13 protein-coding genes are annotated in these 12,864 nt (G+C 64.0%); all 13 read left to right on the top strand.

All coding sequences use genetic code 11. The features are described 5' to 3' along the window. Positions 1 to 45: 45 nt before the first annotated feature. The 13 genes from rpoZ (at position 46) to IVB01_RS12065 (ending at position 12,863) form a co-directional block, all read left to right on the top strand. Positions 46 to 438: a DNA-directed RNA polymerase subunit omega gene (rpoZ, locus tag IVB01_RS12005; RefSeq protein ID WP_007603391.1), complete on the top strand. Its 393-nt coding sequence runs from the start codon at positions 46 to 48 to the stop codon at positions 436 to 438. 206 nt (positions 439 to 644) lie between these two features. Continuing rightward, positions 645 to 2,930 (top strand): bifunctional (p)ppGpp synthetase/guanosine-3',5'-bis(diphosphate) 3'-pyrophosphohydrolase, encoded by a 2,286-nt coding sequence (locus IVB01_RS12010; RefSeq protein WP_247277038.1) that lies wholly within the window; start codon positions 645 to 647, stop codon positions 2,928 to 2,930. A 45-nt stretch (positions 2,931 to 2,975) separates the two neighbouring features. After that, positions 2,976 to 3,728 carry a pyridoxine 5'-phosphate synthase gene (locus IVB01_RS12015; protein ID WP_247277039.1) on the top strand — a complete coding sequence of 251 codons (753 nt, stop codon included), beginning with the start codon at positions 2,976 to 2,978 and terminating at the stop codon, positions 3,726 to 3,728. Continuing rightward, a complete protein-coding gene (acpS, locus tag IVB01_RS12020; RefSeq protein ID WP_247277040.1) occupies positions 3,725 to 4,144 on the top strand; it encodes a holo-ACP synthase in 420 nt (139 codons plus the stop codon). Before IVB01_RS12015 ends, acpS begins: the two co-directional genes overlap by 4 nt. 248 nt (positions 4,145 to 4,392) lie before the next feature. Beyond that, positions 4,393 to 5,157: a signal peptidase I gene (lepB, locus tag IVB01_RS12025; RefSeq protein ID WP_247277041.1), complete on the top strand. Its 765-nt coding sequence runs from the start codon at positions 4,393 to 4,395 to the stop codon at positions 5,155 to 5,157. Next, a complete protein-coding gene (gene rnc / locus IVB01_RS12030; RefSeq protein WP_247420676.1) occupies positions 5,154 to 5,990 on the top strand; it encodes a ribonuclease III in 837 nt (278 codons plus the stop codon). The genes lepB and rnc overlap by 4 nt, the downstream gene beginning before the upstream one ends. After that, positions 5,980 to 6,906: a GTPase Era gene (era, locus tag IVB01_RS12035; protein WP_247277043.1), complete on the top strand. Its 927-nt coding sequence runs from the start codon at positions 5,980 to 5,982 to the stop codon at positions 6,904 to 6,906. Before rnc ends, era begins: the two co-directional genes overlap by 11 nt. 21 nt (positions 6,907 to 6,927) lie before the next feature. Then, positions 6,928 to 7,308 (top strand): hypothetical protein, encoded by a 381-nt coding sequence (locus IVB01_RS12040; RefSeq protein ID WP_247277044.1) that lies wholly within the window; start codon positions 6,928 to 6,930, stop codon positions 7,306 to 7,308. Positions 7,309 to 7,348: 40 nt separating this feature from the next. Next, positions 7,349 to 8,101, top strand: coding sequence for a DNA repair protein RecO (recO, locus tag IVB01_RS12045; RefSeq protein ID WP_247277045.1), 753 nt, complete (start codon positions 7,349 to 7,351; stop codon positions 8,099 to 8,101). A gap of 100 nt (positions 8,102 to 8,201) precedes the next feature. After that, complete coding sequence (locus tag IVB01_RS12050; RefSeq protein ID WP_247277046.1) at positions 8,202 to 8,489, top strand: hypothetical protein; 288 nt, start codon at positions 8,202 to 8,204, stop codon at positions 8,487 to 8,489. Between the two features lie 60 nt (positions 8,490 to 8,549). After that, on the top strand, positions 8,550 to 10,808 hold the full coding sequence (parC, locus tag IVB01_RS12055) for a DNA topoisomerase IV subunit A (RefSeq protein WP_247277047.1): 2,259 nt from the start codon (positions 8,550 to 8,552) through the stop codon (positions 10,806 to 10,808). 662 nt (positions 10,809 to 11,470) lie between these two features. Next, positions 11,471 to 11,806, top strand: coding sequence for a hypothetical protein (locus IVB01_RS12060; protein ID WP_247494555.1), 336 nt, complete (start codon positions 11,471 to 11,473; stop codon positions 11,804 to 11,806). 280 nt (positions 11,807 to 12,086) lie between these two features. Further along, positions 12,087 to 12,863, top strand: coding sequence for a DUF4239 domain-containing protein (locus tag IVB01_RS12065; RefSeq protein WP_247420680.1), 777 nt, complete (start codon positions 12,087 to 12,089; stop codon positions 12,861 to 12,863). The last annotated feature ends 1 nt before the right edge of the window (position 12,864 follow it).

A 12,864-nucleotide genomic window follows, 5' to 3' on the forward strand; every position in this document is an offset into this window, starting at 1 on the left:
CGATCACCCACATATTTCGTCCCACCCACAACGGAGCGACAGTCCATGGCTCGCGTCACCGTAGAAGATTGTATCGACAAGGTCGACAACCGGTTTGACCTGGTCCTGCTGGCCGCCCACCGCGCCCGCATGATTTCGTCCGGTTCACAACTAACGGTTGATCGCGATAACGACAAGAACCCTGTTGTGTCCTTGCGCGAAATTGCCGAGACGACCATTTCGCCGGAGGACCTCCGCGAGGAGCTGGTGCACTCGCTCCAGAAGTTCGTCGAGGTCGACGAGCCGGAGCCTGATACGGTGCCGCTGATCGGTTCCGCGGGCGCGAGCGTCGATGCGGACGATACCGAGGTCGCCGTCGAACGCATGACCGAAGAGGAGCTCCTAAAGGGTCTCGAAGGCCTCGCACCGCCCGAGGAGCAGCCGGAGGAGGACGAGTAGGTCGTCCCGTCGCAATCATCGACCTCTTGTGATCTTATCAAGGCCCGAACCGTTGTTCGGGCCTTTGCTTTTGTTGGCGTTTTCGTGGTTACCATAGTGTTGTCGGTTCGCGCTGCGCCCTGTCACTGAATTGATCGGACGCGCCGGGGATCGGCGTTAAGATGTATGCAACGGGTCGCGTCGGGGTCCGTTTGAAGGCAGGACTTATGGTGTATCGGCGCTGGAAACCAATGCAGATGCAGGCCGCAACCGAATCGGTTGCCGTGGCCCCGACTGCGCCGGTGGCGCGCCCGGCGAAGCCTCGCGCACGCATGATGCGTCAATATGACCTCGTCGAGCGCGTCAGGTCTTACAATCCCAACACCAACGAAGACCTGCTCAACCGTGCCTATGTCTATGCGATGAAGGCGCACGGCTCGCAGACCCGCGCCTCAGGCGATCCGTATTTCTCGCACCCGCTTGAAGTGGCGGCGATTCTCACCGACCTCAAGCTCGACGACGCCACCATCGTGGCCGCGCTGCTGCACGACACGATCGAGGACACTGAAGCGACACGGGCCGAGATCGACCAGATCTTCGGGCCCGAGATCGGCGCTCTGGTCGAGGGCCTGACCAAGCTGAAGCGGCTGGAGCTGGTGTCGCGGGAGGCCAAACAGGCCGAGAACCTGCGCAAATTGTTGCTGGCCATTGCCGACGATGTCCGAGTGCTTCTGGTCAAGCTCGCCGACCGCCTGCACAACATGCGCACGCTGGACTTCGTGCCGACGGAATCGCGCAGGCGCATTGCCGAGGAGACGCTCGACATCTATGCGCCGCTGGCCGGCCGCATGGGCATGCAGGAAATGCGTGAAGAGCTGGAGGATCTGTCCTTCCGCACGCTCGATCCCGAAGCCTATTCGGTGGTGATGCAGCGGCTCGATGCGCTCGCCGAGCGCAACCGCAATCTGATCGGCGAGATCGAGGACCAGCTCTCCAACAATCTGCGCCACCGGGGGCTGGGCGCAAGGGTCTATGGCCGCCGCAAGAAGCCGTTCTCGATCTGGACCAAGATGGAGCGCAAGTCGGTCGGCTTCGAGCAATTGTCCGACATCTTCGGCTTTCGCCTCGTCGTCAGCGACATCGAAGCCTGCTATCGCGCGCTCGGCATCGTCCACACCACCTGGCCGGTCGTGCCGGGGCGTTTCAAGGACTACATCTCGACGCCGAAGCAGAACGACTACCGTTCGATCCACACCACCGTGATCGGCCCCGGCAACCAGCGCGTCGAGCTCCAGATCCGCACCGAGGCGATGGACCAGATCGCCGAGCGCGGCATCGCCGCGCACGTCTTCTATAAGGAGGGCGTAGGCTCGCCGACCGAATACCTCAAGCGCGAATCCAACGCCTTCGCCTGGCTGCGCCACACCATCGGCATCCTCTCCGAGAGCGCCAATCCCGAGGAATTCCTCGAGCACACCAAGCTCGAGCTGTTCCATGATCAGGTGTTCTGCTTCACCCCCAAGGGCAAGCTGATCGCGCTGCCGCGCCATGCCAACGTGATCGACTTCGCCTATGCGGTGCATACCGACGTCGGCAATAGCGCGGTCGGCTGCAAGATCAACGGCAAGTTCGCGCCGCTGTCCTCGGAGCTCCAGAACGGCGACGAGGTGGAGGTGCTGACCTCGGAAGCGCAGTCGGCACCGCCGTCGGCCTGGGAGACGCTCGCGGTCACCGGCAAGGCGCGCGCCGCGATCCGCCGCGCCACGCGCACCGCCATGCGCGATCAATATGTCGGTCTCGGCCGGCGCATCGTCGAGCGCCTGTTCGAGCGCGCCAAGATCGAATATGCCGACGACAAGCTCAAGGGCGCGCTGCCGCGGCTGGCGCGGACCTCGATCGAGGACGTCATGGCGGCGGTCGGGCGCGGCGAGATCAAGGCTTCCCACGTCGCGCGCGCGATGTATCCGGACTACAAGGAGGAGCGCATCGCGCGCTACGGCATCAAGAAGGGGCTCGCCGCCAAGCTCAAGGAGAAGTCGTCGGAGTCGCCACGCAGCCCGGTCGCCATTCCGATCCGCGGCATCAATTCCGACCTGCCGGTGAAGTTCGCGCCGAACGGCGGCGCCGTGCCCGGCGACCGCATCGTCGGCATCGTGACGCCGGGCGAGGGCATTACGATCTACCCGATCCAGGCGCCCGCCCTGAAGGATTTCGAGGAGGAGCCGGAGCGCTGGCTCGACGTGCGCTGGGACATCGAGGATTCCTTGCCGCAGCGCTTCCCGGCCCGCATCAAGGTCGAGAACGTCAACGAGCCCGGCGCGCTGGCACAGATCGCGACCGTGATCGCCGAGCACGATGGCAACATCGACAACATCAGCATGCAGCGCCGCTCACCTGATTTCACGGAGACGACGATCGACCTCGAAGTCTACGATCTGAAGCATTTGAGCGCGATCCTGGCCCAATTGCGCGCCAAGGCGGTCGTCGCCCGCGTCGAACGTGTTAATGGATAGACGCTTCTCGCATGCGTCTGTCCCCCTGAGCTCGAGAGTCCTGCAATGCCCGCACTTCCGCTCCGCCTCGGCGTCAACGTCGACCATGTCGCGACCCTGCGCAACGCCCGCGCCGGCCGCAATCCCGATCCGGTGCGCGCCGCGCTGGTGGCGATCGAGGCCGGCGCGGATGGCATCACGGCGCATTTGCGTGAGGATCGCCGGCACATCCGCGACGAGGACATGGCGCGGCTAAAGGCGGAGATCTCCAAGCCGCTCAATTTCGAGATGGCGGCGACCGACGACATGATGCGGATCTCGCTCGCCACAAGGCCCCACGCGGTGTGCCTCGTGCCGGAGCGGCGGCAGGAGGTGACGACCGAGGGTGGGTTAGATGTCGTCGGCCAGCACGATGCGCTCGCGCCCTACATCGCGCGGCTGAGCGATGCCGGCATCCGGGTCTCGCTGTTCATCGCCGCCGACCCCGCGCAGATCGAGATGGCGGCGCGGCTGCGCGCCCCCGTGATCGAGATCCACACCGGCGCCTGGTGCGACGCCGTCCTCGACGGCCCGACCGGCAAGGCCGATGCCGAATGGCAGCGGATCGTGGCGGGGGCGAAGCTGGCGAAGGAAGCGGGGCTCGAGGTCCATGCCGGCCACGGGCTCGACTATACGACGGCGGAGACGATCGCGGCGCTGCCTGAGATCATGGAGCTCAACATCGGCTACTACATGATCGGCGAGGCGCTGTTCGTAGGGCTCGCCGAGACCGTGCGCAGCATGCGCGCGGCGATGGACCGCGGCCGGAGCCGGGCATGATCATCGGAATCGGCTCGGACCTGATCGACATCACCCGCGTCGGCAAGGTGATCGAGCGCCATGGCGAGCGCTTCCTCGACCGCATCTTCACCGCGGCCGAGCGGGCCAAGGCGGAGCGGCGCGCCAAGAACGAGAAGATGGTGGTGGCGACCTACGCCAAGCGCTTTGCCGCCAAGGAGGCCTGCTCCAAGGCGCTCGGTACCGGGATCCGGCGCGGCGTCTGGTGGCGCGACATGGGGGTGGTCAACTTGCCGGGCGGACGGCCGACCATGCAACTGACCGGCGGCGCCTTGGCTCGGCTTCAGGCCCTGACACCGGAAGGGTTCGAGGCGCGGATCGATGTTTCGATCACAGACGACTGGCCGCTCGCGCAGGCCTTCGTCGTCATTTCCGCCGTCCCGCTGGCCAAGCCCTGACCGGATCCTGTAATCTCATAATTCATTTGAAATACCAATATCTTATGCAGTTTTGATGCGATCCTTGATTGCGCGGTCTCCGACAACCGTCTAAAAGTCCGTCGACGCAAATCAGGCTGGGTGAATTCGGCTTTACGCCGGAATTGGCCCTCACTATCAGAATCAGGACAATCTCCTTGGGCCGCGAGCCGATCGGCTGTTCGCGGGAGGAGGGCGCTCTGTGACCGCCGGCCGGAATTGAGAGAGCAATGAGCGTGACTTCGGGAACGAAAACTGAGAGCGGTGTCGGCGAAACGATTCGGGTCGTGATCCATGCTCTGCTGATCGCGCTGGTGATCCGCACGTTCCTGTTCCAGCCGTTCAACATCCCGTCCGGTTCGATGAAGGCCACGCTGCTGGTCGGCGACTATCTGTTCGTCTCGAAATATTCCTACGGCTATAGTCACTATTCGATCCCGTTTTCGCCGCCGCTGTTCTCGGGGCGGGTCTGGGGCTCTGACCCCGACCGCGGCGACATCGTCGTGTTTCGGCTGCCCAAGGACGATTCCACCGACTACATCAAGCGCGTGATCGGTCTTCCCGGCGACCGCATCCAGATGCGGGACGGTCTGCTCTACATCAACGATACCCCGGTCGAGCGGCAGCGCATGAGCGAGTTCGTCGGCGAGGATCCGTGCGGCTCCGAAGGCGGGGGCATCTCCCGGGTGAAGCGCTGGAAGGAGACGCTACCGAACGGCGTGTCCTACGAGACGCTGGACTGCGCCGACAACGGCTACATGGACAACACCAACGTCTACACGGTGCCGCCCGGTCACTTCTTCATGATGGGCGACAACCGCGACAACTCGACCGACAGCCGCTTCCTCGGCCAGGTCGGTTATGTACCGCAGGAGAACTTGATCGGCCGCGCGCAGATGATCTTCTTCTCCATCGCCGAAGGCGAGCATGCCTGGATGTTCTGGCGCTGGCCTTGGGCGGTGCGCTGGAATCGTTTCTTCAATATCGTCCGATGAAAGACGAAGCCAAGGACATCGCGACCCCACTGACGGAGGCGCAAGCCGGCCCCGAGGGCGAAGCTGCGACCAAACCGCTTGCGAGCAAGGCGCCCGCGAAGAAGAAGCGGACGCGAAGCAGCAAGGCCAAGGGCGCGGACGCGAACGCGGCGCTCGAGGCGCGCATCGGCCACAGCTTCACTGACCCGAACCTCTTGATGCAGGCGATCACGCATGTCTCGGCACTGAAGTCCGGGCGCAAGCGCGGCGACAGCTATCAGCGGCTGGAATTTCTCGGCGACCACGTGCTCGGGCTGGTCGTCTCCGACATGCTCTATCACACCTTTCCGAACGCCGACGAAGGCGAGCTGTCCAAGCGGCTTGCCGAGCTCGTGCGCAAGGAGAGCTGCGCCGACGTCGCAAAATCGCTCGGTCTGCTCGACGACATCAAGCTCGGCTCGGTCGGCCCCAGCGCCGACGCCCGCCTGCGCAAGAGCGTGCTCGGGGACATCTGCGAGGCCGTGATCGGCGCCGTTTTCCTCGACGGCGGGTACGCGGCGGCGGCCGAATTCGTCAGGCGCAACTGGACCGAGCGCATGCACAAGCCGCGCCGTCCCTTGCGCGACCCCAAGACCGTGCTCCAGGAATGGGCGCAGGGGAAAGGCTTGCCGACCCCTGTCTACCGCGAGGTCGAGCGCACCGGCCCGCATCACGATCCGCAATTCCGCGTCGCCGTCGACCTGCCGGGATTGGCCCCGGCCGAAGGCATCGGCGGCAGCAAGCGTGCGGCAGAGAAGGTGGCGGCTTCAGTGATGATCGAACGCGAAGGCGTTGGCGGCGGCAATGACGGCTGAAGCAAGCGGCGAGGCGCCCACTGCTACGCGCTGCGGCTTCGTTGCGCTGATCGGCGCGCCGAATGTCGGCAAGTCCACGCTGACGAACGCGCTGGTCGGCGCCAAGGTCACGATCGTTTCGCGCAAGGTGCAGACCACGCGCGCGCTGATCCGCGGCATCGTGATCGAGAACAACGCGCAGATCATCCTGGTCGACACGCCCGGCATCTTCTCGCCGAAGCGCCGGCTCGACCGTGCCATGGTCTCGACCGCCTGGAGCGGGGCTCACGACGCCGATCTCGTCTGCGTGCTGCTCGATGCCAAGACCGGGATCGACGAGGAGGCCGAGGCGATCCTCGCCAAGGCGGCCAGCGTCAATCACGAGAAGATCCTGGTGATCAACAAGGTCGACCTGGTCCAGCGCGAGAAGCTGCTGGCGTTGGCCCAAGCCGCCAACGAGCGCATGAAATTCGCGAAGACCTTCATGATTGCGGCGATCTCGGGCGACGGCGTCGACGACATCCGCACGACGCTGGCCGAGATGGTGCCTCCTGGTCCATTCCTCTATCCCGAGGACCAGATGTCGGACGCGCCGATGCGGCAGCTGGCTGCCGAAATCACGCGCGAAAAAATCTATCAGAAGTTGCACCAGGAATTGCCCTACCAGTCCACGGTCGAGACCGACAAGTGGGAGGAGCGCAAGGACAAGTCAGTCCGCATCGAGCAGACGATCTTCGTCGAGCGCGAAAGCCAGCGCAAGATCGTGCTCGGCAAGGGCGGCGCCACCATCAAGTCGATCGGCGCCGACTCGCGCAAAGAACTGATGCAGATCCTGGATGTGCCGGTGCATCTGTTCCTGTTCGTCAAGGTGCGCGAGAACTGGGGCGACGATCCGGATCGCTATCGCGAGATGGGCCTGGACTTCCCCAAGGAATAACCAAGAAAAGATCGGTATCCGATGAGCGTGCCCAGCAACGTCCGGCGCTTCGAAGCGCTGCTCTATGCATCGTTGATGCTGGATGCCCTGTCGGTCGCGGTGCAGGACCGCACGCCCAACGCCGAGATGGCCGAGCAAATGATCATGACCGCCACCCTGCTCGCCGGCGGCATGATCCTGCTTCTCGTCTATTTCGTCTGGCTCGCCGCGCATGGACGCAAGAACTGGCCGCGCTGGGTGCTTGCGGCAGCCCTCGTGCTGTCGGTGATCTCGCTCGGCCAGATCATCGGCGAGAAGGGCATGGAGCTCGACAGTGCCATCGAGATCGTCTCCTGCGTGCTGACGACGATGGGCCTGTATTTCTCCTTCACGGGCGATGCGCAGAGCTGGTTCAACGCCTAGCGTCTCGCGCGACGCCGCAGGGTGGGCTACACTTCCTGCCATGGAATGGACCGACGAAGGCATCGTGCTGGGGGTGCGGCGGCATGGCGAGAGCAGCGCCATCGTCGAGTTGCTGACGCGCGCGCACGGCCGGCATCTTGGTCTCGTCCGCGGCGGTGCCGGCTCGCGGATGCGGCCGCTTTTGCAGCCGGGGAACAGCGTCAGTGCGGTGTGGCGGGCGCGGCTCGACGAGCATCTCGGGACCTATGCGATCGAGGGATTGAAGCTGCGCGCGGCGACGCTGCTGGCATCATCCCACGGCGTCTACGGCGTTACCCATCTCGCTTCGATCGCGCGGCTGCTGCCCGAGCGCGATCCGCATGAGGCGATCTTTGCTCTGCTCGAACATTCGCTCGACGATTTCGACGATATCGGCGGCGCCGCCGTGCATGTCATCCATTTCGAGCTGGCGATGCTCGCCGAACTCGGCTTTGGGCTCGCGCTGGAGAATTGCGCGGTGACCGGGGAGACCACGGACCTGATCTATGTCTCGCCCAAATCCGGCGGCGCGGTGTCGCGCGGCGCGGGCGAGCCGTGGCGCGATCGGCTGTTGCGGCTGCCGTCATTCCTGCGCCAGGGCGAGGTGCACACCGACCTTACCGAGCAGGATCTCCAGGACGGCTTTCGGCTCACCGGCTTGTTCCTGCTGCGCCACGTGCTGGAGCCGCGCGGGCAGGGCCATTCCGACGCGCGCGCCGGATTCATCAACGCCTTGATGCGGCAGCAGGCAAGGGCGGAGATTCCGGTGCCATGATGAAAAGCGCCTGGGCCTGCCAACCTACTTGAAAGTTCCCCGGGAACCAAATCTCGGCCGGCCGAATTGACCCGCCGGTTCCACAGCGGGGTTAGCCTAAATGTTGATCAAGGGATTCGCCTTATCGGCGGCGCTGCTCGCGTGCGCGCCTGATGCAATGGCCGGCGAGCCGCAACCTGGCGTGTTTCGTCGGGCATCCTGCACCGTCATCCGGTACTATGTGGCCAAATATTCGGCTGCAGCCGCAGAGGCATGGGCGCGGTCCAAGGGCGCGAGCGAGGCTGAGATCGAGACCGCCCGGCATTGCCTGGCGAATGCACCGTCCAGCACGCAGGCTCAGAGTCCGCAAACCACCCAGCCTGTGACGGCCGGCTGGGCGGGGCACTAGCCACCCACAAGGAACCAATCCATCCTTGCCCGATTCGCTTCCACGGTTTAACCGGGCGACATGGGAAAACGAATCGTTCCGCCGGAAGAACCGGCCGAAATTCACGAGGTGCCGCTGCGTGAAGCGCTGGAAGAGCGCTATCTCGCCTATGCGCTCTCCACCATCATGCACCGTGCGCTGCCGGACGCGCGCGACGGCCTGAAGCCGGTGCACCGGCGCATCCTCTACGGCATGCGCCTGCTCCGGCTCGACCCCGGCACGGCCTTCAAGAAATCCGCAAAAATCGTCGGCGACGTGATGGGCTCGTTCCATCCGCATGGCGACCAGGCCATCTATGACGCCATGGTGCGTCTCGCGCAGGACTTCTCCTCGCGCTACCCGCTGGTCGACGGCCAGGGCAATTTCGGCAATATCGACGGTGATAACCCGGCCGCCTACCGTTACACCGAAGCGCGCATGACCGACGTCGCGCGTCTTCTGCTCGATGGCATCGACGAGGACGGGGTCGAGTTCCGCGCCAATTACGACGGCCAGTCGAAGGAGCCGATCGTCCTGCCCGGCGGCTTCCCGAACCTGCTTGCCAACGGCGCGCAAGGAATCGCGGTCGGCATGGCGACCTCGATCCCGCCGCACAACGCCGCCGAGCTGTGCGACGCCGCGCTGCATCTGATCGAGAAGCCCGACGCGAAATCCAAGGCGCTGCTGAAGTGGGTCAAGGGTCCGGATTTCCCGACCGGCGGCATCATCGTCGATTCCAAGCAGGCGATCGCCGAGGCGTACACGACGGGCCGCGGTTCGTTCCGCGTGCGCGCGCGGTGGGAGCAGGAGGAGGGCGCTCGCGGCACCTGGGTGGTCGTTGTCACCGAGATCCCCTGGCTGGTGCAGAAGTCGCGGATGGTGGAGAGGATCGCCGAGCTTTTGGATCAGAAGAAGCTCCCGCTGGTCGGTGATGTCAGGGACGAATCGGCCGAGGACGTCCGTCTCGTCATCGAGCCGAAGTCGAAGAACGTCGATCCCGCGCTGATGATGGAGTCGCTGTTCCGGCTGACCGAGCTTGAAAGCAAGATCCCGCTGAACCTGAACGTACTGATCAAGGGCAAGGTGCCCAAGGTGGTCGGCCTGGCCGAGTGCTTGCGCGAGTGGCTCGACCATCTGCGCGACGTGCTGATCCGCCGCAACAATCACCGCAAGGCGCAGATCGAGCACCGGCTGGAAGTGCTCGGCGGCCTCCTGATCGCCTATCTGAACATCGACAAGGTGATCAAGATCATCCGCACCGAGGATGAGCCGAAGCCCGAGCTGATGAAGGCGTTCAAGCTCACCGAGGTGCAGACTGAAGCCATCCTCAACATGCGGCTGCGCAGTTTGCGCAAGCTCGAGGAGATGGAGATCCGCACCGAGGACAAGAAGCTTCGCGCCGAGCTCAAGGGCATCAATGCGGTGCTCGCCTCGGAAGCCGAGCAATGGAAAAAGGTCGGCGAGCAGGTCGGCAAGGTCCGCGACATGTTCGGGCCGAAGACGCCGCTCGGCAAGCGCCGCACCACCTTTGCCGACGCACCCGAGCACGATCTCGCCGCGATCGAGGAAGCCTTTGTCGAGCGCGAGCCGGTGACGGTCGTGGTCTCTGACAAGGGCTGGATCCGCACCATGAAGGGCCATGTCGAGGATCTCTCCGGCCTTGCCTTCAAGCAGGACGACAAGCTCGGTTTCGCCTTCTTTGCGGAGACGACCTCGAAGCTGCTGCTGTTCGCCACCAACGGCAAGTTCTACTCGCTCGATGTGGCGAAGCTGCCCGGGGGCCGCGGCCACGGCGAACCGATCCGCCTGTTCATCGACCTCGAGCAGGAGGCTGCGCCGGTTGCGCTGTTCGTCAACAAGGGCGGGCGCAAATTCCTGGTCGCGAGCCACGAAGGCCAGGGTTTTGTGGTCAACGAGGACGATTGCGTCGGCACCACCAAGAAGGGCAAGCAGGTCCTCAACGTCGAGATGCCGAACGAGGCGCGCGCGATCACCGAGGTAACAGGCGACACCGTTGCTGTCATCGGCGAGAACCGCAAGATGCTGATTTTCCCGCTTGACCAAGTCCCCGAGATGGCCCGCGGCCGCGGCATGCGCTTGCAGAAATACAAGGACGGCGGCCTCTCCGACGTCGCGGTATTCGATGCCAAGGCGGGGCTGACCTGGAAGGACTCCGCGGGGCGCGAATTCTCGGCAACGATGAAAGAGCTCGCCGAATGGCAAGGTAACCGCGCCGATGCCGGCCGTCTGGCACCGAAGGGGTTTCCGAAGTCGAACAAGTTCGGCCGGGCGATTGGGTAGCACTCTCTTGTCCCGGACGCGCTGCAACGCTTTTCGCGTTGCTGCGCAGAGCCGGGACCCGTGCGGCACGGATCGCTCGGAGACATGGGCGCCCCGGCTCAGCAGCGCACCGCTGAAGTAGCGCTGCGCTGCGTCCGGGGCACCAGAGGGGAGCGCCGTCTCACATGGTCATTGCGAGCGCAGCGAAGCAATCCAGAATCCCGCCGCGGAAAGACTCTGGATTGCTTCGCTGCGCTCGCAATGGAGCAAGTGGCGAGGCCATCGCTCTCCGATTCGCATCTCAAACAGCAGACATACCATCGCGTTCTCGCGGCGCATCTCGCCCGAGCTTTGCTTCACGGCGCGCCCTCGGAAAAGACAAGGGCGCAGGGAAGGCCAGGCGCCGGCGGCACCCGAGTCCGTGTGCGATAGAAATGCACACGGGGTGGACAACAGGTGATGCCGGTCGCCCGGCCTTCCCTGCGCGAATGGTTTTAACGGTGTCCTTCGTGCTCTCCTCGGGGAGCGATGCACTGTTGCCCCCGTCGCCATGCAGATGACTGATGCGCGGGCCCGGTCGGGCCGCTACATCACCACAGGACTTGACGCACAGACCCCGGGCGTCAGGACCACACGACTTCTCCGTCCGCGCACGTCTTCGCTGGGAATCCGAGGGGTGGCGTGTGCTCGCCCCCGAAGCCATGCGAAGACGCTGTCGGCGTCGTGTCGTTCGCGCGAAGGCATTGCTCACGGCTGAAGCCGCCCTGCAATGCCTGTTACGCTCGACGCCGTCGCGTCCATCGCTGCCCAGCCCGCGGTTCGTGACGATCGCGATCCGCCCCTTGTCTCGGGCCAGGGTGCTTTTTTATACGACAAATCCGAATTTCGGTAAATATGAATATTTTGCAGAGCGGGTCTTGACAGCCGAGGGTGCGGAAGTGGTCAGCTGTTTTGCCCGACGGGTGATGGCCGACGGGTGCGCCGTGACGAGCTTTTGTTTTGAGGGCTGGTGCTCCTGAACGGCATCTTCTAAGGGGCAAAGCGGAAGTCGCCCCGCTCGAGCATTATCGAGGGCTCCTGACCCCTCCGGACATCGGGATCGAACTGCCGCGGCGCAGCAGTTAACGGCTTCGGCATCCGCCGATTGTCGGTGAAGCCATATTCCTGATCCTAGTCGGTGTCGTCCTTCGGCACCACGCGAATGCCCGCTTGCCTGCAGCACCCGTGCGGTGTGGCCTTCCGGTCAGGGGACTCGGGGCGTATTCTAGAAGGACAGGAGTAGCCAGCTCAGGAGGACCAATGTTGCATTGGGTTGAGTCCCATTCGATTCCCGGCATCATGCTTCTTGTATTCGGCTTCTGTTACGTGTTGGCGATTGCGACTTTCGGCGCAGCGGCAATCCTGTCCCGGCGCGCAGTGGTGAGGCAGCTGAAGGCGGCCTCGCCTGTGACGTTGACGCCTCTGGCGGTTATCCTGGCCCTGCTCCTCGCCTTCCTGTCCTCGCGCGTATGGACAAATGTCGATCGGGCCGGGGAATATGTCGGTCAGGAAGCCAGTGCTCTCCGACAGGCCATGCTCCTCGCGGATGCTTTGCCACCGGATGTTCGGAACAATCTGCGCGATAGCCTCAAGCGCCACCTTCATTTCATTGAAACGCAGGATTGGCCAGCGATGGGCAGGGGCGAAGCCACTTTGCAAGCAATCCCGACTGGATTGACTGACGCGATGGCGGCGGTCCTTTCCTTTACGCCCGCACAACCCGCTCAGCAGCTGGCCCAGGAGCGCGCCTTGGTCGCGATCGAACATGCGTTTGAAGTCCGGCGAGATAGAATTCGGCTCAGCCAGCTTCAGATCGCGCCGATCCAGTGGGCAGTCATCATTGTCTTGACGATGCTGATCCTCGTGACGATCGCAATGATACATATCGATAATCGAGCGGCGATGGCGGCGACCTTGTTTATCTTTTCTACGGCAATCGCTGTGTGCCTCGTCCTGCTCATGGTCTATGACCGGCCTTTTGGCTTTGGCGGCGTGTCCATGGCGCCGACAGCGTTTCGACAGGTCGCTGTGGATTGAC

This window comes from Bradyrhizobium sp. 164 (assembly GCF_023073715.1).
Taxonomy (GTDB): domain Bacteria; phylum Pseudomonadota; class Alphaproteobacteria; order Rhizobiales; family Xanthobacteraceae; genus Bradyrhizobium.